This is a genomic window from Pseudomonas lijiangensis (assembly GCF_018968705.1).
Lineage (GTDB): Bacteria > Pseudomonadota > Gammaproteobacteria > Pseudomonadales > Pseudomonadaceae > Aquipseudomonas > Aquipseudomonas lijiangensis.
Map to the genome: position 1 here is coordinate 4,408,726 of NZ_CP076668.1, position 20,257 is coordinate 4,428,982.

The 20,257-nt window shown below is 59.3% G+C and carries 16 protein-coding genes; 7 read left to right on the forward strand and 9 right to left on the reverse strand.

What is annotated here, in order from left to right:
• Positions 1–83: 83 nt before the first annotated feature.
• A complete protein-coding gene (locus KQP88_RS18395; RefSeq protein WP_200992694.1) occupies positions 84–968 on the forward strand; it encodes a DUF6279 family lipoprotein in 885 nt (294 codons plus the stop codon).
• On the opposite strand, the gene KQP88_RS18400 is transcribed toward KQP88_RS18395, so the two are convergent.
• Together KQP88_RS18400 and KQP88_RS18405 are read right to left on the reverse strand one after the other, a co-directional pair.
• Positions 956–1,345: a transcriptional regulator gene (locus tag KQP88_RS18400; RefSeq protein WP_216703841.1), complete on the reverse strand. Its 390-nt coding sequence runs from the start codon at positions 1,343–1,345 to the stop codon at positions 956–958. The two genes, KQP88_RS18395 and KQP88_RS18400, sit on opposite strands and share 13 nt — an antisense overlap.
• 186 nt (positions 1,346–1,531) lie before the next feature.
• Positions 1,532–2,872 (reverse strand): DEAD/DEAH box helicase, encoded by a 1,341-nt coding sequence (locus tag KQP88_RS18405; RefSeq protein ID WP_216703842.1) that lies wholly within the window; start codon positions 2,870–2,872, stop codon positions 1,532–1,534.
• Positions 2,873–3,071: 199 nt separating this feature from the next.
• Here KQP88_RS18405 and KQP88_RS18410 point away from each other — a divergent pair, with 199 nt between their 5' ends.
• On the forward strand, positions 3,072–3,215 hold the full coding sequence (locus tag KQP88_RS18410) for a DUF2256 domain-containing protein (RefSeq protein ID WP_216703843.1): 144 nt from the start codon (positions 3,072–3,074) through the stop codon (positions 3,213–3,215).
• 38 nt (positions 3,216–3,253) lie between these two features.
• On the opposite strand, the gene KQP88_RS18415 is transcribed toward KQP88_RS18410, so the two are convergent.
• From KQP88_RS18415 to KQP88_RS18425, 3 genes are all read right to left on the reverse strand, one after another.
• Positions 3,254–4,129, reverse strand: a complete 876-nt coding sequence (locus KQP88_RS18415; protein ID WP_216703844.1) for a carboxylate/amino acid/amine transporter — start codon at positions 4,127–4,129, stop codon at positions 3,254–3,256.
• 190 nt (positions 4,130–4,319) lie between these two features.
• A complete protein-coding gene (locus tag KQP88_RS18420; RefSeq protein ID WP_200992698.1) occupies positions 4,320–4,919 on the reverse strand; it encodes an FMN-dependent NADH-azoreductase in 600 nt (199 codons plus the stop codon).
• Between the two features lie 139 nt (positions 4,920–5,058).
• Positions 5,059–5,373 carry a 3-phosphoglycerate kinase gene (locus KQP88_RS18425; RefSeq protein WP_198727433.1) on the reverse strand — a complete coding sequence of 105 codons (315 nt, stop codon included), beginning with the start codon at positions 5,371–5,373 and terminating at the stop codon, positions 5,059–5,061.
• Between the two features lie 64 nt (positions 5,374–5,437).
• Here KQP88_RS18425 and KQP88_RS18430 point away from each other — a divergent pair, with 64 nt between their 5' ends.
• From KQP88_RS18430 to KQP88_RS18445, 4 genes are all read left to right on the forward strand, one after another.
• Complete coding sequence (locus tag KQP88_RS18430; protein WP_200992699.1) at positions 5,438–6,361, forward strand: LysR family transcriptional regulator; 924 nt, start codon at positions 5,438–5,440, stop codon at positions 6,359–6,361.
• A gap of 15 nt (positions 6,362–6,376) precedes the next feature.
• Positions 6,377–7,165: an alpha/beta fold hydrolase gene (locus KQP88_RS18435; RefSeq protein ID WP_216703845.1), complete on the forward strand. Its 789-nt coding sequence runs from the start codon at positions 6,377–6,379 to the stop codon at positions 7,163–7,165.
• Between the two features lie 117 nt (positions 7,166–7,282).
• Positions 7,283–7,852: a peptidylprolyl isomerase gene (locus KQP88_RS18440; protein ID WP_025261430.1), complete on the forward strand. Its 570-nt coding sequence runs from the start codon at positions 7,283–7,285 to the stop codon at positions 7,850–7,852.
• Between the two features lie 108 nt (positions 7,853–7,960).
• Entirely contained in the window at positions 7,961–9,793 is a 1,833-nt protein-coding gene (locus tag KQP88_RS18445) for an ABC transporter ATP-binding protein (RefSeq protein ID WP_216703846.1), read from the forward strand.
• A 142-nt stretch (positions 9,794–9,935) separates the two neighbouring features.
• Here KQP88_RS18445 and KQP88_RS18450 read toward each other — a convergent pair whose 3' ends face one another.
• A complete protein-coding gene (locus KQP88_RS18450; RefSeq protein ID WP_216703847.1) occupies positions 9,936–11,057 on the reverse strand; it encodes a GNAT family N-acetyltransferase in 1,122 nt (373 codons plus the stop codon).
• Positions 11,058–11,328: 271 nt separating this feature from the next.
• Here KQP88_RS18450 and KQP88_RS18455 point away from each other — a divergent pair, with 271 nt between their 5' ends.
• Entirely contained in the window at positions 11,329–12,594 is a 1,266-nt protein-coding gene (locus KQP88_RS18455; protein WP_216703848.1) for a putative porin, read from the forward strand.
• A 119-nt stretch (positions 12,595–12,713) separates the two neighbouring features.
• Here KQP88_RS18455 and KQP88_RS18460 read toward each other — a convergent pair whose 3' ends face one another.
• The 3 genes from KQP88_RS18460 to fadD1 all read right to left on the reverse strand — a co-directional run bounded on the left by KQP88_RS18460 (position 12,714) and on the right by fadD1 (position 20,054).
• The gene (locus KQP88_RS18460) at positions 12,714–13,835 is read right to left on the reverse strand and encodes a beta-ketoacyl-ACP synthase III (protein ID WP_216703849.1); all 1,122 of its coding nucleotides are present in this window, start codon (positions 13,833–13,835) and stop codon (positions 12,714–12,716) included.
• A gap of 320 nt (positions 13,836–14,155) precedes the next feature.
• Complete coding sequence (gene hrpA / locus KQP88_RS18465) at positions 14,156–18,067, reverse strand: ATP-dependent RNA helicase HrpA (protein ID WP_216703850.1); 3,912 nt, start codon at positions 18,065–18,067, stop codon at positions 14,156–14,158.
• Between the two features lie 295 nt (positions 18,068–18,362).
• Positions 18,363–20,054 (reverse strand): long-chain-fatty-acid--CoA ligase FadD1, encoded by a 1,692-nt coding sequence (gene fadD1 / locus KQP88_RS18470; RefSeq protein ID WP_200992706.1) that lies wholly within the window; start codon positions 20,052–20,054, stop codon positions 18,363–18,365.
• Positions 20,055–20,257: the final 203 nt, after the last annotated feature.

Below are 20,257 nucleotides of genomic sequence, written 5' to 3' on the forward strand. Positions count from 1 at the left end.
GGTTTTTCCTGAAACGTCGCGAGTAAGTTGAACTGCCACCCCCTACACTCCTCTACAGTCACTCAGCCTGTCGAGGAGTTGTCATGCATCGCTTCAAAGCCTTCATTACGCTGTTGATGGCCTTGCCATTGCTTGTTGCATGCAACCAGGTGGGCCTGGCGTATCGCAATCTGGACGTGATCATTCCCTGGACGCTCAGCGACTATCTGGACATGAGCAGCCCCCAGAAAAGCTGGCTCGACGAACGCCTCAAACAGCATTTGAGCTGGCATTGCAGCACGCAACTGCCCGACTACCTGACGTGGTTCGACCGCCTTGAGCAAATGGTGAAGACCGATAAAGTCACCCAGGCCGAACTCGAAGCCCGCACCGAAGAAGCCAAGGAAGCCCTCGCTAAAATCTCCCGCCAGGTCACGCCTTCGGCCGTCGAGCTGCTGGCCCGCTTCGACGATAAACAGGTTCAGGAGATGCAGAACGCCTTCGCCAAGGACCAGCGCAAACAGGAAAAGAAATACCTGGACGACTCTCTGGAAAGACAGATCGCCGAACGCGCCGCCCGCATGGAAAAGCGCATGACACCCTGGCTGGGCAAACTGAACCCGGCGCAGAAGGCACGGGTACAGGCCTGGTCGGCATCACTGGGCGAACAGAGCCGGGGCTGGGTAGAAAACCGCGCCCGCTGGCAGAACCTGTTCCTGGCGACGGTACAACAGCGTCAGGCCAAGGACTTTCCAGAACGCATCGCCGCGCTGTTGCAGAATCGCGATACCTTCTGGACCCCGGAATACCGCGAGAACTACAACAAGGCCGAACACGCCGCGATTTCCCTCATCGTGGACGTGGTCGGCCAGAGCACACCTGACCAGCGCAAATTGCTGCTGGCCAGGATCGCTGACATGCGTGAGGACTTCGCGGATCTGGATTGCCTGAAGGCCTCACAGAAGGCTGACGGGCGTCAGGCCACCTGAGCCTTGGACGCCACCTCATCGAAGGTCGCTGGGTCGAGTGCATCGGCCTGTTCGTCCAGCACCTGACGCGGATGATCGTTGCCCGGAATGCTGCTGTCGATCATGGCCAGCAGGCTTGAGCCGCGAGGTGTCAGGATGAAGTTGGTGCCGGTACCGCCCTCGTCTTCAGGGCGCGGCTCGATGTAGCCGTGCTTGAGCAACAGCGCTTCCAGATCGGCCGCCTCGGTCTTGAGGTGATCCAGATTACCGACAGACTCGCCTTCGGCAGCCTTGGCAAGCGCATGATCCTCGGCGTATTTGCGCGGGGCAAAGGACTCGCCAGCGCTGTTCTGTACTTCATGAAGCAGACGTTCGATAAGGTCCCAGTTATAAGCCATTTTGTAAAACCTCCGTCCAGCATGGATGAATAGCCCATGACATCCGGCCACGGGCTTGCTACTCAGAGGGTGTGACCTGTTGCGAGGGTGGCCGTTCAGCCGGGGAGACGGGGGGTGAAGCATTCGCGAATGAATTCGCTCCCACACAGTTTTCAACCTGTGGGAGCGACTTCAGTCGCGAAAAAGTTACTCAGCCGCAGGTGCCGGAGTACTGCGTTTCTTCAACGGCGCCATGCCGTCCTTGCTCACCAGCGAATCCGACTTGGGACGGTTGACGCTCTTGCGCTTGGTCGGCCCCTTGGCGGCAACTTTTTTCTTGTCGCCCTTGGTATCGGTCTTTTTCTTCTTGGTGCCGACAGCCTTGCCCGACGCCTTGACCTTCTTCGGTCCGCCGTAGGTGCCTTTGACTTCCTTGACGGTGCGACGCTCGAAGCTTTGCTTGAGGTAGCGCTCGATGCTGGACATCAGGTTCCAGTCACCGTGACAGATCAGCGAGATCGCCAGACCTTCAGTACCTGCACGCCCGGTACGGCCCACGCGGTGAACATAATCATCGCCGCTGCGTGGCATGTCGAAGTTGATGACCAGATCCAGACCATCCACATCCAGACCACGAGCAGCCACGTCCGTAGCCACCAGGATCTTGGCCCCGCCCTGCTTCAGACGGTCGATGGCCGCCTTGCGGTCTTTCTGGTCCTTGTCGCCGTGCAGCACGAACGCCTTGTATTCCTGAGCGACCAGACGTCCGTACAGGCGGTCAGCCATGGCCTTGGTGTTGGTGAACACAATGGCTTTCTGGTAAGTCTCGTTGGCCAGCAGCCAGTTGAGGATCTGCTCTTTGTGGACATTGTGGTCAGCGGTGATGATCTGCTGACGGGTGCCGCTGGCCAACTCACTGACGTTATTGAGCTGCAGGTGCTGTGGATCTTTCAGCACTTTGCGGATCATGTCCCGCAGGCCCGAACCACCGGTAGTGGCCGAGAACAGCATGGTCTGCTGACGGTCGGCACATTCGCCCGCCAGACGCTCGACGTCTTCAGAGAAACCCATGTCCAGCATGCGGTCGGCTTCGTCGAGGACCAGCACTTCAACCAGCTTGAGGTCCAGGTTGCCAGCGTTGAGGTGTTCCAGCAGACGACCCGGAGTGCCGATCAGAATGTCCGGCACCTTGCGCAGCATCGCGGCCTGAACCTTGAAGTCTTCGCCACCGGTGATCAGGCCGGCCTTGATGAAGGTGAACTGCGAGAAACGCTCGACTTCCTTGAGGGTCTGCTGAGCCAGCTCGCGGGTCGGCAGCAGGATCACGGCGCGGATATCCACACGCACCCGAGCCGGGCCGATCAGGCGGTTGAGGATCGGCAATACAAAAGCCGCGGTCTTGCCGCTACCGGTTTGCGCAGTCACCCGCAGGTCACGCCCTTGCAATGCCAGCGGAATAGCGGCGGCCTGCACAGGCGTAGGCTCGACAAATTTAAGCTCGGCCACAGCTTTAAGCAGGCGTTCGTGCAGGGCGAATTCGGAAAACACGGGTGCTACCTCGACGAAAAACAAAAATACAGCTGCATAGCGTAACGGTTTCGAGCGCCGGGGCCGAGTTTCTTTACCACTATGGATGGATTTTATTGCTTGATATGGGACGCCAGCACAGGAAAACTGCGGTGAGACGCGCCTTTTTTCGCCTGCCCTCAAGGCTTCTCGGAGAAAACCCGGATGCGGAGAAACCGATTTGAAAAAAAGTGAGCTGCCAGTCAAAACCTGTGCGACTTGCGGACTGCCTTTCACCTGGCGCAAGAAATGGGCGCGCTGCTGGGATGAGGTTCGTTATTGCTCGGAGCGTTGTCGGCGGCATAAACGTGCTGCCTGTCCTTGAGTCGTCGCGGCCAAGGCCCCTCCCACAACGGGTCAGCGTCAGCCCTGCTGCCCCCGCACCAGCAAAGGCCTGGCCCCGAACCGGCTGATCCAGAGCGACACCACAATCAGCAACCCTCCAATGAACAGACGGCTCAGTGACTCGTGCTGGTTCCAGATCAACAGGTTGACCAGCAGGCCCACCGGCACATGCAGGACGTTGAACACGGCCAGGGTCGAACCTGATACCAGGCACGCGCCCTTGTTCCACCAGTACATACCCAATGCCGTGGAACACAGCCCCAGGAACAGCAGAACGCTCCATTGCCGGGCGTCGGTGGGCACATTCTGCGGGTTGCCGAACATCAGGAAGGCCGGCAGGACCACCGCCAGCGCACCGAGGTAGAAATAGCCGAAACGCCGATAATGCGGCAGGTCGCTCGGATGGCGCGCCACCAGATGCTTGTAGAGAACTTGCCCGGCGGCATAGGTGAAGTTGGCCAGTTGCAGCAGCAGGAAGCCACCGAGGAAGTCGCCGTCCAGCCCGTCGTAGCGAATCACCCCTGCGCCCAGCACCGCAACGCCGGCAGCCAGCAAGGCCCATGGGTTGAAGCGCCGGTTGAGGGCGTCTTCGATCAGGGTCACGTGCAGAGGCGTCAGGATGGTGAACAGCAGCACTTCCGGCACCGTCAGCACGCGGAAGCTCAGGTACAGGCAGACATAGGTGATGCCGAACTGCAGCGCGCCGATCAGCAGCATGCCGCGCATGAACCTTGGTTCGACCTTGCGCCAATGGGTCAGCGGAATGAACACCAGCCCCGCCAGCACCACGCGAATCAGCACGGCCAGGTAACTGTCGACATGGCCCGCCAGATAGACACCGATCAGGCTGAAAGAAAACGCCTGGATCAGCGTCACGATAAGTAGATAGCCCATGAGCGCCCCTTTTTTGAAGGTCGCGAACATAGCGGGTTGATGGTTTGGGTGTCCAGCTTGAATCGTGCAAAGAGGTGGCCGGGCCACAATCCGTGGGAGGGGCCTTGGCCGCGACAGACAGTTTCAGGCGCTGAAAATGTGTTGCCTGTCAGCTGGTCGTCGCGGCCAAGGCCCCTCCCACAAGTGAAAATCAGGCGACTTCAGCCACCTTGGCCAGGGCCTGCTTCAGGCCTTTTTCGCTGAATTCCGGCCCCATGTTCAGGCCTTCGGCATTGATGAAGGTGACATCGTGGATGCCCACGAACGCCAGCACCTGACGCAGGTAGGGTTCCTGGTGATCCTGACTGCTACCGGCATAAATGCCACCACGGGCGGTCAGCACGAAAGCGCGTTTGCCGGTCAACAGGCCTTGCGGGCCGGTGTCGCCGTACTTGAAGGTCACGCCGGCACGCAGCACATGGTCGAACCAGGCCTTGAGGGTGCTGGGGATCGCGAAGTTGTACATCGGTGCCGCCAGCACCAGCACGTCGGCAGCGATCAGTTCATCGGTCAACAGGTCAGAGCGCTCCAGCGCCGCCTGTTCGATGGCAGTGCGCTGCTCGGCAGGCTTCATCCAGCCGCCCAGCAGGGTTGCGTCCAGATGAGGAACGGGCTCGCTGCTCAGGTCACGTACTTTGATTTCATCGCCTGGATGAGCGCTCTTCCACTGACTGATGAATTGCTGCGTCAGTTGACGTGAAACCGAATCCTGTTGGCGGGCGCTGCTTTCGATAACCAGTACACGGGACATGACCTGTGATCTCCATCCAAGAATGTGTTGAGTTGATGGAGAGAAGGCTAAACGTGAACCTATCGATGAAAAAGCGCAAAAACCTGCTCCTATATATCTAATTATTTGTCTTATCCGCAGGAGCGCTCTACCCTCATTGCTATTCAGGCTCACAAGTGAGCGTGATCCGCAGCTTGATAATGCTGCGATTGAACTTGGAAGTGACATCGACGCTTTTCCCGGCGGCGACCTGAACGCGACGAGTGCGTGGCGCTTCGGGGCCGTTGCGGAACACAACCGAACACTTGGCATCGACACTGCCGTAGTTGTTCACGGTGATGGAGCCGGTGTCGTGGTAGGTGTCGTGGCTGTTGTAGTCGATCTGTACGCCCTCGTACTTCTTTTCCACCTCGATGGGGTAGGCAAAAGCACTCAAGGGCAGCATCGCCAGCAGTACGCAGCACAATCTGTTCATCCGACAGTCTCCAGAGAAAGGACTGTCAGATTAGGACAATAGGGATGGAAAGAGGAATAACAGAATGAAAGCCCCTCGCGTGACCCTCGATCAATGGCGCACTTTGCAGGCCGTTGTCGATCACGGTGGTTTTGCCCAGGCCGCCGAAGCGCTGCACCGTTCACAGTCGTCGGTCAGCTACACCGTGGCGCGGATGCAGGATCAGCTCGGCGTGCCGCTGTTGCGTATCGATGGCCGCAAGGCTGTATTGACCGAGGCCGGTGGCGTGTTGCTGCGCCGTTCGCGGCAACTGGTCAAACAGGCCAGCCAACTGGAAGACCTGGCTCATCATATGGAGCAAGGCTGGGAAGCCGAGGTGCGTCTGGTCGTCGATGCGGCTTACCCCACGGCGCGACTGGTGCGGGCCTTGACCGCGTTCATGCCCCAGAGCCGTGGCTGTCGCGTGCGCTTGCGTGAGGAAGTGCTGTCCGGGGTCGAAGAAGTCCTGCTTGAAGGCACGGCCGATCTGGCCATCAGTGGCTTCAACATTCCCGGCTACCTGGGCACCGAGATGAGCACAGTGGAGTTCATTGCCGTGGCCCACCCCGAACATCCCTTGCATCAGGCCAAGCGCGAACTGACGTTCCAGGATCTGGAAAGCCAGTTGCAAGTGGTGATCCGCGACTCCGGCCGCCAGCAACCTCGTGACATAGGCTGGCTCGGCGCCGAACAGCGCTGGACCGTCGGCAGCCTCGGCACGGCAACCACTTTCGTCAGCAGCGGCCTGGGCTTTGCCTGGCTGCCCAGACACATGATCGAACGAGAGCTCAAGGAAGGCGTGCTCAAGATCCTGCCGCTGGACAAGGGTGGCAGTCGCAACCCGTCGTTCTATCTTTACTCCAGCAAAGACAAGCCGCTGGGGCCGGCCACGCAGATTCTGATCGACTTGATCAGCACCTTCGACACGGCTCCGCTGACAGCGGCATTCGCGGCGCCTCAACAAGCGTGACAGGGGAAGGACCCTATGAATTTTTTCGAACACGACGGCTGTTCGCTGCACTACGAGGAATACGGCCAGGGCGAACCGGTATTGCTGCTGCATGGCCTGGGCTCCAGTTGCCAGGACTGGGAATACCAGATTCCGGCGCTGGCCGAGCATTATCGGGTCATCGTCATGGATGCCCGGGGCCATGGTCGCTCGGACAAACCCCATGAGCGCTACAGCATCAAGGGCTTCAGCGCCGATGTCGAAGCCCTGATCGAACATCTGCATCTGGGGCCGGTGCATATCGTCGGCCTGTCCATGGGCGGCATGATCGGCTTTCAGATAGCGGTCGATCAGCCCGGCCTGCTCAAGAGCCTGTGCATCGTCAACAGTGCGCCGCAGGTCAAGGTCCACAGCTTCAGCGACTTGATGCAACTGATCAGGCGCTGGACGCTGTCACGGGTGGTGAGCATGAAGACGCTGGGTCATGCCTTGGGCAAGCTGCTGTTCCCCAAACCGGAACAGGCTGAACTGCGTCAGAAAATGGCCGAGCGCTGGAGCAGGAATGACAAGCGCGCCTACCTGGCCAGTTTCGATGCAATTGTCGGCTGGGGCGTGGAGAAAAAACTGTCACGGATCACCTGCCCCACGCTGATCATCAGTGCCGACCGCGACTACACGCCGGTGGCCCTCAAGGAAGCCTACGTCAAACAGCTACCCAACGCCCGGCTGGTGGTCATCAAGGACTCCCGCCACGCCACACCGCTGGACCAGCCCGAGCAATTCAATCGGACCGTTCTGGAATTCATCGCGTCAACGAAGGTCTGAAAACCGCATGCACTTCATATGCGGGGTTTCAGGCTTCGATCACGCTGGGCAAAAAAAGCCAAACGTGGTTACCTTGCCAGCCACAGTCGACATCATCACTGAAGGACTCTCTGCCCCATGCTGAAAAAAATCGCCCTCGCCGCCTGCTCCGTGTTGTTCGCAGCCAACCTGATGGCAGCCCAGCCTCCCGCCAAGCCCACTCACGTGGTGCTCGACACCAGCTTCGGCCAGATCGAACTTGAGCTCGCTGACGAAAAAGCGCCGATCAGCACCCAGAACTTCCTGGGCTATGTCGACAGCGGTTTCTACAACAACACCATTTTCCATCGCGTGATCCCGGGCTTCATGGTGCAGGGCGGCGGCTTCACCCAGTATCTGGTGCAGAAGAACACCAAGGACCCGATCAAGAACGAAGCGCAGAACGGTCTGCACAACGTACGCGGCACCATCGCCATGGCCCGCACGTCGAACGTGAACTCGGCCACCAGCCAGTTCTTCATCAACACCAATGACAACGCCATGCTCGACAACGGCGTGCGTGACTACGGTTACGCGGTGTTCGGCAAAGTGGTCAAGGGCATGGATGTGGTGGACCAGATCGTCAACGCCCAGACCAGCAACCAGAAAGGCATGCAGAACGTGCCTGTCGACCCGATCCTGATCAAGTCGGCCAAGCGCGTCGAGTAAAGGGAATTCGGACGCATGCAGCCCAGGCTCAAGGCCGGCTGCATGCGCTCTGTCAGGGAGAGCCTCCAATCATCGAGGAGAACCCACATCGCGTGGGGATCATAGCCAATGCTTTATCGTCGTTTTGAAAAGCTGATCGATACCTTCCGAGACGCACCTACCGCCTCCCCACCCAATACCGTTCTAGCGTTCTACGTCTATTACCTGCGTCAGGTATGGCCTGTTTTCACAGCGCTGCTGGTGGTCGGGCTGATCGGCGCGCTGATCGAGGTCGCGCTGTTCAGTTACCTGAGCCGCATCATCGACCTGGCCCAGACCACGCCCGCCAAGGATTTCTTCACGGTCCATGGCAGCGAACTGATCTGGATGGCGATCGTGACCCTGCTGCTGCGCCCGGTCTTCGTCGGCCTGCATGACCTGCTGGTGCATCAGACTATCAGCCCCGGCATGACCAACATGATTCGCTGGCAGAACCACAGTTATGTGCTCAGGCAGAGCATCAACTTCTTCCAGAACGACTTCGCCGGACGCATCGCCCAGCGCATCATGCAGACCGGCAACTCCTTGCGCGACTCGGCCGTACAGGCTGTGGATGCCCTGTGGCATGTGCTGATCTATGCCATCAGCTCGCTGGTGCTGTTCGCCGAAGCGGACTGGCGCCTGATGATCCCGCTGATGCTCTGGATCGCGGCTTACATCCTGTCGCTGGTCTACTTCGTGCCAAGGGTCAAGGAACGCTCGGTGGTGTCCTCCGATGCGCGCTCGAAACTCATGGGCCGGATCGTCGATGGCTATACCAACATCACCACGCTCAAGCTGTTCGCCCACACCAATTTCGAGGAGCGCTATGCCCGCGAAGCCATAAGCGAACACACCCACAAGACCCAACTGGCTGCCCGGGTCGTCACCGCCATGGATACGGTCATCACCACCATGAACGGCCTGCTGATCGTGTCGACTACCGGCCTGGCCCTGTGGCTCTGGAGCCAGTCGCTGATCTCCATGGGCGCCATCGCCCTGGCGACGGGGCTGGTGATCCGGATCGTCAACATGTCCGGCTGGATCATGTGGGTGGTCAACGGAATCTTCGAGAACATCGGCACCGTGCAGGACGGGCTGGAAAGCATCTCGCAACCGGTCACGGTCAACGACAAGCCTGATGCGCCGCAGTTGAAGATCGATAAGGGCGGCGTGAAGTTCGAGGGTGTGGATTTCCACTACGGGAATGGCAACGGCATCATTCACAACCTCAACCTGGATATCCGGCCCGGTGAGAAAATCGGCCTGATCGGCCCTTCCGGTGCAGGCAAGTCGACGCTGGTCAACCTGCTGCTGCGCATGTACGACGTACAGGCGGGACGGATTCTGATTGATGGCCAGGATATTGCCGAGGTCACCCAGGAAAGCCTGCGGGCACAGATCGGCATGATCACTCAGGACACGTCGCTGCTGCACCGTTCGATCCGCGACAATCTGTTGTATGGCAACCCTGGCGCGACCGACGAGCAACTGTGGGACGCGGTGCACAAGGCCAGCGCCGAAGAGTTCATCCCGCTGCTGTCCGACTCCGAAGGCCGCACCGGTTTCGATGCCCACGTGGGTGAGCGTGGCGTGAAGCTGTCCGGTGGTCAGCGCCAACGTATCGCGATCACCCGTGTTCTGCTCAAGGACGCGCCGATCCTGATCATGGACGAAGCCACATCAGCGCTGGACTCGGAAGTCGAGGCGGCGATTCAGGAAAGCCTGGAAACCCTGATGCAAGGCAAGACCGTCATCGCCATCGCCCACCGCCTGTCCACCATTGCCCGCATGGATCGTCTGGTGGTACTGGAAAAAGGCCAGATCGCCGAAACCGGCACCCACGCCGAACTGCTGGCCCATGGCGGGCTGTATGCACGATTGTGGCAGCACCAGACCGGCGGTTTTGTAGGGGTTGATTGAGGGTGGCTGGGGCCACAATCCGTGGGAGGGGCCTTGGCCGCGACAGCCAGTTTCAGGCGCTGAAAATCTGTTGCCTGTAAGCAAGTCGTCGCGGCCAAGGCCCCTCCCACAAGGGACAGCCATGCCGCGAACAGCCCATCAATCAAACCTGCCGATACGGCAAAGCCCCTCGCGCATCCTCGGCATACGCCAGGATGCCGGCCCGCTCCTGCTCCAGAAAATCACTCACGGCGTCCTTCAAGCCTGGGTGCAGCAGGTAATGCCAGGAGTGGGTGATCTGTGGTTCAAAACCCCGAATCAGTTTGTGCTCGCCCTGGGCACCGGCATCGAAGCGCTGTAGCCCTTTTTCGATGGCGTAATCCATGCCCTGATAGAAACAGGTCTCGAAATGCAGCCGGTCGAATTCGGCCAGGCATCCCCAATAGCGGCCATAGAAACTGTCGCCCCCTGTCAGGCTGAAGGCCATGGCCACCGGTCGCTGGCCCTGGCGCGCCAGCACTACGCGAATCGCTTCAGGCATGCGTTCGGCCAGCAGGCTGAAGAATGTTCGCGTCAGGTAAGGCGCCTGCCCACGCACCTCATAGGTATTGGAATAGCAGGCGTACACGAAGTCCCACAGCACTTCGCTCATCTGCGCGCCTTCGAGCCACTCGAACTCGATCCCCTGCCCCGCCACCTGTTCGCGTTCCTTGCGCATCTGCTTGCGTTTGCGCGAACTCAAGGCGTCGAGGAAATCCTGAAAGTCCCGATAACCGCGGTTATGCCAGTGAAACTGACAACCATAGCGCTGCAACCAGCCAGGCTGAGCGGTCAGCAAGGCATCGGCGGCAGGGTCGGTGAAATTTACATGAGCACTCGACAGCCCCTCACCGAATAGATAGTCCGGCAGACCCGCGAGCAATTGCACACCCGCCTCAGGTGTTCGTGCCAAGACACGCGCACCACTCACCGGACTGAACGGCACAGCCGCAAGCAGCTTGGGGTAATAGGCAATGCCAGCACGACGACAGGCATCGGCCCAACCATGATCGAACACGTACTCGCCGTAGGAATGCCATTTGCGATAGGCCGGCAAGGCTGCGATCAGTTCGCCGTTCTCGTAATGCAGCAAATGCTCGGCTTTCCAGCCCGAACGTGGGCCAAGGCTGCCGCTGTCTTCCAGGGCACTGAGAAAGGCGTGTCGCAGAAAGGGCTGACCATCGGGAACCAGCGCATCCCAGTGGGCGGGCACGACATCACTGAGGCTGGCGGTCGGGACGAACATGGGGACGTTCCAGGCTGATCGGAGAACGCAGCAGTATCCCCCATCGAAACGCAATGTTCACGAATTGTTAGCCCGAAGGCTCTAGCCCGCACGTTTCAGACTCTGAATCGTCACCAACATGCCATCGTATTGCCACCTTTCTGAAATAACCAGTCGCAATACTGGCGCCTGTTTTTAGAACAGAGGGTACTAACCCTCACCGCGCCCTGCCTGTTGGGTGGTTTTTACAAGGATGGTTTTCCCCATCCGCTATTCAGTTATGGAGATTGACATGCGTCTTGTTTCTACACGTACTGCGGCCGCCCTTTCCGGCAGCCTGGCACTGGCCATGAGTGTTGGCGCCAATGCCGCAGTCGACGCCAAACTGCTGGACATGCTCAGGGCCAACGGCTCGATCAACCAGGCTCAATACGCGGAACTGCAGACCGAACTGGCAAAAGACCAGCAGGCTCAGAAACAGGCTCTGGCCGATGTCCAGCAGAGCAAATCCGCCTCTCAGGCCGAGTTCGAGAAAAAGATCGCCTGGGCCACCAAGACCCAGTTCAAGGGCGATGTGCGGGTTCGTCAGGAAACCATCAACATCGACGGCCAGACCAACGCTCAGGATAAAGACCGCCAGCGTATCCGTGCCCGTCTGGGTGCCTACACCGAAATCAACCCGCAGGTGAGCACCGGCATTCGTATCGCCACCGGTGGCAGCAGCGATGCACGCTCCACCAACCAGGATCTGGATGGCTACTTCGTCAAGAAAGACCTGTGGCTGGACCTGGGCTACATCGACTACGCCCCGACTGCAGTCAAGGATCTGCACGTGATCGGCGGCAAGATGAACCAGCCGTGGGTCAGCATGGGCGACGTCATCTGGGATAACGACATCAATCCGGAAGGTCTGGCTGCCACCTACAAACTGCCGCTGGGCGGCAAGACCGAGCTGTTCGGCAGCGCCGGTCATTACACCCTCAAGGACAACATCGACGGCGACGGCACCCAGTTCCGTCACGACCTGACCATGTACGCCGGCCAGTTGGGTGCCCGTTTCGCACCGACCGACGACCTGAAAGTCACCCTCGGCGGCAGCGTCTACGGTTTCCGTAACGACAAGGACAGTGCTGCACTGCGCGTCAACGGCAACACCACCAACCAGTTCCGTCTGTATGAAGGTTTCGGCCAGATCGACATCAGCGGCCTGGGCTTGCCTCTGGCGCTGTATGGTCAGTACGTCGTCAACAATGACAGCACTGACGATCAGGACACTGCCTGGCTGACCGGTGTGAAAACCAAGGTGTTCGGCTTCAACCTCGACTACAACTACCGCGATACTCAGCGTAACGCAGTGGTCGGTGCCTTCACCGATTCGGACTTCGCCAACGGCACCACAGGCTCACGTGGCCACAAGCTAAAAGTTGGTTACGAAATCGACAAGAATTTCTCTGTCGGCGCGACCTACTTCCTGACACAAGCCGACTACGCTACTTCAACCAGCCCACGTGATTCGGATGTCAAGACACTGCAGCTGGATGTAGAAGCCAAGTTCTAAAGGCGCCGAGTTTTCATATAGCTGCACGCTCTCGTTTTTACAGGCTGGCCTTGGCATATCGATCCCCATCATCCGTCGATCTGCCAATGCCGGCCTGTCTTTATTTTCAGGCCCTGTAATCAGCGCTTGCGCAGGATCACGCTGCCAATCGAATACCCCGCCCCGAAAGAACTGAGCACACCCAGCGCGCCTTTGGGCAAGTCGTCCTGATAAGAGTGAAAGGCGATGACCGAGCCGGCCGAGCTGGTGTTGGCGTAGGTGTCGAGAATCACCGGTGCCTCTTCCACCGAGGCTTCGCGCCCCAGCAGCTTCTTGACGATCAAGTGGTTCATGCTCAGGTTGGCCTGATGCAGCCAGAAGCGCTGTACATCGCTGGCGTTCAACCCGTTTTCATTCAGGTGAGTACCCACCAGCTCCGCCACCATCGGGCAGACATCGCGGAATACCTTGCGGCCTTCCTGGACGAACAGTTTGTCCGGCGCGCCTTCACCTTCATCCGAGGTGCGATTGAGAAAGCCGAAGTTGTTGCGGATGTTGTTGGAGAACGTGGTCAGCAGTTTGGTGCTGACGATATCGAACTGGTACGGGGAAGTGGCCAGATCGGCGCGCTCCACCACCACGGCCGTGGCACCGTCGCCAAAGATGAAATGGCTGTCGCGGTCGCGGAAATTCAGGTGCGCGGTGCAGATTTCCGGGCTGATGACCAACAGCGCGCGGGCCTGGCCCAGTTGCACGCTGTTGCAGGCTGCCTGAATACCAAAGGTGGCCGAGGAACAGGCGACGTTCATGTCGAAGCCATAGCCCTGGATGCCAAGGGCCGACTGGATTTCGATGGAAATGGCCGGGTAAGCGCGTTGCAGATTGGAACAGGCGACGATCACGCCATCGATATCGGCAGCCGTCTTGCCTGCGCGCTGCAGGGCCTGTTCGGCTGCCGCCACGCCCATCTGACAGAGAATCGACCATTCGTCATTGGAGCGCTCCGGCAGGTTCGGCTTCATGCGCTGCGGATCGAGGATGCCTTGCTTGTCCATCACAAAACGACTTTTGATACCCGAGGCCTTTTCGATGAACGCAACGCTGGACTCGCTCAGCGCCTCGACTTCACCCCGCTCGATGGCGGCAGCGTTATCGCTGTTGAATTGGGCGACATAGGTATTGAAAGACTGCACCAGCTCTTCGTTCGAGATGCTGTTGGCCGGGGTGTACAGGCCTGTGCCGCTGATGACGACGTTGTGCACGGTCGTTCCTCTCTTATGAGTGTTGCGGGTGGTAGTACGGTAAGTGGCGACCAACAACTTATTGGAACCAGCGTACCAATACGCATGTAAAAACTGGCTGCTGGGGCAAGGCAACACCCCGCGGCACACTTAAAGGCAAGGCGCGAAGTGTGCCATAACGGCTGGGGTTTGGCGCTAGTCAGGCGACCGGGAACGGTACGCAATCTATGTAGGACCGGATTTATCCGGGAAGAGGCCTGTGCGGGCAGAGCCTCTTCATTGTCAGAGAGAATGTCTTCCCGGATAAATCCGGTCCCACAGCTTGTACAGGAATCGTGCTCTCAGCCTTCCACCTGACTCCACTGCTTGCTCAGGCGCTTGTCCGAAACGGGCATTCGGGTGCCCAGTTGCTGGGCGAACAGAGACACACGATATTCCTCCAGCCACCAGCGGTAGACCGCCAGTTCCGGGTCGCGCTTGCCTTCCTGGGCATGTTTGGAAGCGCGGGCCTGGTATTGCGCCCACAGGCCGGACAGTTCGATGCTCCAGACCCGGTCCTTCTGCACCTGCCCCGGCAGCTTCTCCAGACGCATTTCGATGGCCTTCAGATAACGCGGCAGTTCCTTGAGCCATTGAGCCGGGGTTTCACGCACGAAGCCCGGATAGACCAACTGCCCCAACTGGGACTTGATGTCGTTGAGCGCCACGGCCTGGGACAGATCGATCTTGCCCTTGAAGCGCTTTTGCAGGCCGTGCCAGAGCTTGAGAATTTCCAGCGTCAGCTTCGCCAGACGTTCGGCATGCTCGCTCCAGTTGCCGCGCTTGCGCTCGGCCAGCGACAGCAGGCCTGCACCGTCACGCGGCAGCTCCGTTTCGCCTTCCAGAATGCAGGTGTCGAGACTGGCCAGCAGGATGTCTTCCACCAGCGCATCGATACGCCCCAGCTCGCGATGCAACAGAGCCAGCTCGGTCTGCCCCGGCAATTTGCTGCGCAGGAACTTGGCCGGTTCTGCCAGTTGCTGCAGGAGCAGGCGCTGCAAGGCACGGCGATGTTGATATTCAGCCTCGGCCTGGGTCGAGAAGCGTCCTTCCTTGACCGTGCCAGCCTCTTCAACCAGCGCCGGGTACACCGTCATGGACAGGCCCGCAATGTTCTGTTGAGTCTTCTGGGCTACCGGGGCGAAGACCTTCGCCTCCACCGGCTGCTGACTTTTCGCACTTTGCGGCACGGCCAATGCAGCCTGACTGGCCTCGGCAAAACGCGCCGTCAGTTCAGCCAGGTCGCGACCTTCACCCAGGAACTTGCCGCTGCCGTCGAGGATTTCCAGGTTCATTTTCAAGTGGTTTTCAAGCTGCTGAGCCGCTTCGGCCCAGGCTTCGTCCGCCACTCTGGCGCCGGTCATGCGCAGCAGTTCACGCCCCAATGCCTGAGGCAACGAGCCTTCGCCAAAAGTGATGCGTTGCAGAGCAGCCTTCACAAAGTCAGGCACCGGCACGAAGTTCTTGCGGATGGCCTTGGGCAGATTGCGGACCAGTGCAATGCACTTGGTTTCCAGCAAGCCCGGCACCAGCCATTCCAGACGCTCTACCGGCAACGAAAGCAGCAATGGCGCAGGCACGCGCAGGGTCACGCCGTCACGGGGATGGTTCGGCTCGAAGTGGTAGGTCAGCGCCAGACTCAGTTCTCCCAGACGCAAGGTGTCAGGATACTGAGCGGCCGTCACTTCACTGGCTTCACGGGCCAGCACGTCTTCCTCGCGCATGATCAACAACTGCGGGTTTTTCTGGCTGTTGACCTTGTACCAGCTGTCGAAGGTGGCGGTCTGGTGAATCTCGGCGGGGATCCGCGCCTCATAGAAGCTGTAGAGCGTGTCTTCGTCAGCCAGAATGTCGCGACGCCGGGCCTTGGCTTCCAGCTCGTCCAGTTGCTCCAGCAGGCGCGTGTTGGCGCTCAGGCACTTGGCGCGGGACTGAATATCACCACGCACCAGCCCTTCGCGGATAAACAGCTCGCGGGAAACCACGGGATCCACAGGGCCGTAATGCACCGGACGACGAGCGACCACGATCAGGCCGAACAGGGTGATCTGCTCGAAAGCCACCACCTGCCCGCGCTTCTTCTCCCAGTGCGGCTCGAAGTGGTTTTTCTTGACCAGATGCCCGGCCAGCGGCTCGATCCAGTCGGAATCGATTTTGGCCACCATCCGCGCATAGAGCTTGGTGGTTTCCACCAGTTCGGCAGTCATCAGCCATTGCGGGCGTTTCTTGCCCAGCCCCGAAGACGGATGAATCCAGAAACGCCGCTGCCGCGCGCCCAGGTAATCGCCCTCTTCCGCCTTCTGGCCGATCTGGCTCAGCAGGCCGGAGAGAATCGCCTTGTGGAATTTGGGGTAATCGGCCGGCTCCTTGTTGATTGTCAGTTGCAGATCACGACAGATCAGGCTCAGTTGCCGGTGAGAATCGCGCCACTCCCGCAGGCGCAGATAATTGAGGAAGTTGCGACGACACCAATTGCGCAACGGGCTGGCCGTCAGCGCCTGACGCTGTTCCTCGAAACCGCGCCACAGATTGACCAGCCCGGCAAAGTCCGAATCAGCGTCCTTCCACTGGGCATGGGCCTGATCCGCAGCCTGCTGACGCTCGGGCGGACGTTCGCGCACATCCTGCACCGACATGGCGCTGGCCACGATCAGGACTTCCTGAAGGCTGCCCTGCTTCGCCGCTTCAAGCAGCATGCGGCCCATGCGCGGGTCAACCGGCAGCCGCGCCAACTGGCGACCCAGCGGCGTGAGCTGGTTTTCGCGGTTGACGGCGGACAGTTCCTGCAACAGGTTGAAGCCGTCGCTGATGGCCTTGCCGTCTGGTGGCTCGATAAACGGAAACGCCGTGATTTCACCCAGGCGCAGGTGCAGCATCTGCAGGATGACCGCCGCCAGGTTGGTGCGCAGAATCTCGGGGTCCGTGAATTCAGGACGCCCGTTGAAATCCTCTTCGCTGTACAGGCGCACACACAGGCCAGGCTCGACCCGGCCACAACGACCCTTGCGCTGATTGGCGCTGGCCTGGGAAATGGCTTCGATGGGCAGCCGCTGGACCTTGGCCCGATAGCTGTAGCGGCTGATACGCGCCGTACCGGTGTCGATCACATAACGGATGCCCGGCACCGTGAGTGACGTCTCGGCGACGTTGGTCGCCAGCACCACACGCCGCCCCGGATGCGACTGGAAGATGCGTTGCTGTTCGGCAGGCGACAGGCGCGCATACAGCGGCAGGATTTCCGTGTGCTTGAGCTGGGCCTTGCGCAGCACTTCCGCCGCATCACGGATTTCCCGCTCGCCGGGCAGGAACACCAACACATCACCAGGACTCTTGCGCTCGCTGCGCTCGAAAGCCGCCAGTTCATCCAGCGTGGCCAGAATCGCCTGATCCACGGTCAGGTCGTCTTCGACGCTGTTGCCTTCCTCGTCCTGCTCGCTGGTCAGCGGGCGATACCAGGTGTCCACCGGGAAGGTACGCCCGGAGACTTCGACGATGGGCGCCTTGTCGAAATGCTCGGAGAAACGCTGCAGGTCGATGGTGGCCGAGGTGATGATCACCTTGAGGTCCGGGCGACGCGGCAGCAGGGTTTTCAGGTAGCCGAGCAGGAAGTCGATGTTCAGGCTTCGTTCGTGAGCCTCGTCGACGATGATGGTGTCGTAGCGTTCCAGAAAGCGGTCATGCTGGGTTTCAGCCAGCAGGATACCGTCGGTCATCAGCTTGATGAGGGTATTGCTGTCGCTTTGATCCTCGAAGCGCACCTGATAACCGACCAGTGCGCCCAGAGGTGTGGACAACTCTTCCGCGACCCGGCTGGCCACGCTGCGCGCCGCGATCCGGCGTGGCTGGGTATGACCGATCAGACCGTGCTGGCCGCGACCGATCTCCAGGCAGATCTTGGGCAACTGGGTGGTTTTGCCCGAACCGGTTTCACCGGCAATGATCAGCACCTGATGCTTGAGCAGCGCAGCCTTGATTTCATCGCGCTTGGCGGCAATCGGCAGATTTTCGTCATAGCGAATCGGCGGCACGCTGTCGCGCCGGGAGGTCACCTGGGCAAAGGACGCCTGAACCTTCTCTACCCACTGGGCCAGCTTCGCGTCGTCAGGCTTCTTGCGCAGCTCGTGCAACTGACGACGAAAACGATGGCGATCGCTGATCATCGCGTGATCGAGGTTTTTCAGCAGTTGGTCGATGGAGAGGCTTTCTTCGGTCATCAGGCGCGCAGGGTCTTTTTGAAGATGCGGGGCGCGGATTGTCGCAGATTTGCAGGGGGGATGCTTTTAGCGAATGAAGTGGGAGATCAACCGCTGCCTCGACGCTGTCACGCAATCACAAGGAGTAATGCCGATCAGTCAAGGCACAGTGAATACGTGTGGGAGGCAGCTTGCTGGCGAAAAAGGCCTGAATCTGGCAGATATTCTGCGTCGTACGCTGAAGTCGCCAGCAAGCTGCCTCCCACAAAGTGATGTATTGACCTTACCTGACTGATCGGCATTACAAGGAGCGGGCTTACTTCTTGACGCCCAGCTTTTTCAGTTCTTCGTCACGCAGTTCACGGCGCAGGATCTTGCCGACGTTGGTGGTCGGCAGAACATCGCGGAACTCGACGCTGCGCGGCACCTTGTAGCCTGTAAGGTTGGCGCGCATGTGCTCCATGACCTGCTCTTTGGTGAGGGTAACGCCCGGTTTGGCGACCACGAAGACCTTGATCGACTCACCGGATTTCTCGTCCGGTATGCCGATGGCTGCGCACTGCAGAACACCCGGCAAACCTACCAGCACGTCTTCCAGCTCATTGGGGTAGACGTTGAAACCCGAGATCAGAATCATGTCCTTCTTGCGGTCCACGATACGCATGTAGCCATCGGGCTGGATGATGGCGATGTCACCGGTCTTGAGCCAGCCTTCGGCATCGAGCATTTCGTCAGTGGCTTCCTGGCGCTGCCAGTAGCCCTTCATGACCTGAGGACCCTTGACGCACAGTTCGCCCACTTCACCCAGTGGCAATTCGTTGCCCGCATCGTCGATGACTTTGCACAGGGTCGATGGCACTGGAATACCGATGGTGCCTACCTGGATGTTGCTGATGGGGTTGACCGTCGCCACCGGGCTGGTTTCGGTCATGCCGTAACCTTCACAGATCGAGCAATTGGTGACTTCCTTCCAGCGCTCGGCCACTGCCAGTTGCAACGCCATGCCGCCAGACAGAGTGACCTTGAGGCTGGAGAAATCCAGATTGCGGAATTCCTGGTTGTTGCACAGCGCGACGAACAGGGTGTTGAGCCCCACGAAACCGCTGAACTTCCACTTCGACAACTCCTTGACCATCGCTGGCAGATCGCGAGGGTTGCTGATCAGGATGTTGTGGTTGCCGATGAGCATCATCGACATGCAGTGAAAGGTGAAGGCGTAGATGTGATACAGCGGCAGCGGCGTGATGAGGATTTCGCAACCTTCGTGCAGGTTGGAACCCATCAGGGCCTTGCATTGCAGCATGTTGGCGATCAGGTTGCGGTGGGTGAGCATCGCGCCCTTGGCCACACCTGTGGTGCCGCCGGTGTATTGCAGCACCGCGACATCGGAGTTCGCAGGCGAGGCTTCCTTGACAGGCTGGCCACGGCCCTTGCTCAGCACGTCATTGAACTTGATGGCGTGGGGCAGGTGATAAGCCGGCACCATCTTTTTCACGTATTTGATGACGCTGTTGATCAGCAGTCGCTTGAGCGGCGGCAGCAGGTCGGCCACTTCGGTGACAATGACATGCTTGACCTGGGTCTTGGGCACGACCTTCTCGGCCAGATGCGCCATGTTCGCCAGACAGACCAGCGCCTTGGCACCGGAGTCATTGAACTGGTGTTCCATTTCCCGCACGGTGTAAAGCGGGTTGGTGTTGACCACGATCAGACCGGCACGCATGGCGCCAAATACTGCTACAGGATATTGCAGGACGTTGGGCAACTGGACCGCGATGCGATCGCCCGGCTGCAGGTCGGTATGCTGTTGAAGCCAGGCAGCGAAAGCACCCGAGAGTTCGTACAGCTCACCGTAGGTGATGGTCTTGCCCAGATTGCTGAAAGCCGGTTTATTGGCGAAGCGCTCACAAGACTGCTTCAATACGGCCTGGATGTTGGGGTACTCATCAGGATCGATGTCGGTAGCGATACCGGACGGGTATTTATCCTTCCAGAAGTTCTCGATCATGCAAGCCAGCTCCGTAGCGATAGCGAATTCTTCACATCGCTGTACGCGATGATTTTTTTTGTGTTTTGGAATTATGCAGTTCCCGCTTTTTCCGCTGAATGACTGGCAGAAAGCGGGCCGAGATTAGCAGCTTTGCCAGAGGCCGCCTAGAGGCAAAAAAGCCCTCACCAGTCACATTCATGACTCTTGAATAGCAAAACGTC

Excerpts from the sequence above, each read along its gene's own strand:
- KQP88_RS18445 (WP_216703846.1), top strand. The coding sequence starts at position 7,961 with ATGCTTTATCGTCGTTTTGAAAAGCTGATCGATACCTTCCGAGACGCA.
- KQP88_RS18420 (WP_200992698.1), bottom strand. The coding sequence starts at position 4,919 with ATGTCCCGTGTACTGGTTATCGAAAGCAGCGCCCGCCAACAGGATTCG.
- fadD1 (WP_200992706.1), bottom strand. The coding sequence starts at position 20,054 with ATGATCGAGAACTTCTGGAAGGATAAATACCCGTCCGGTATCGCTACC.
- KQP88_RS18435 (WP_216703845.1), top strand. The coding sequence starts at position 6,377 with ATGAATTTTTTCGAACACGACGGCTGTTCGCTGCACTACGAGGAATAC.
- KQP88_RS18415 (WP_216703844.1), bottom strand. The coding sequence starts at position 4,129 with ATGGGCTATCTACTTATCGTGACGCTGATCCAGGCGTTTTCTTTCAGC.
- KQP88_RS18440 (WP_025261430.1), top strand. The coding sequence starts at position 7,283 with ATGCTGAAAAAAATCGCCCTCGCCGCCTGCTCCGTGTTGTTCGCAGCC.
- KQP88_RS18450 (WP_216703847.1), bottom strand. The coding sequence starts at position 11,057 with ATGTTCGTCCCGACCGCCAGCCTCAGTGATGTCGTGCCCGCCCACTGG.
- KQP88_RS18425 (WP_198727433.1), bottom strand. The coding sequence starts at position 5,373 with ATGAACAGATTGTGCTGCGTACTGCTGGCGATGCTGCCCTTGAGTGCT.
- KQP88_RS18400 (WP_216703841.1), bottom strand. The coding sequence starts at position 1,345 with ATGGCTTATAACTGGGACCTTATCGAACGTCTGCTTCATGAAGTACAG.
- KQP88_RS18395 (WP_200992694.1), top strand. The coding sequence starts at position 84 with ATGCATCGCTTCAAAGCCTTCATTACGCTGTTGATGGCCTTGCCATTG.
- KQP88_RS18455 (WP_216703848.1), top strand. The coding sequence starts at position 11,329 with ATGCGTCTTGTTTCTACACGTACTGCGGCCGCCCTTTCCGGCAGCCTG.
- hrpA (WP_216703850.1), bottom strand. The coding sequence starts at position 18,067 with ATGACCGAAGAAAGCCTCTCCATCGACCAACTGCTGAAAAACCTCGAT.
- KQP88_RS18430 (WP_200992699.1), top strand. The coding sequence starts at position 5,438 with ATGAAAGCCCCTCGCGTGACCCTCGATCAATGGCGCACTTTGCAGGCC.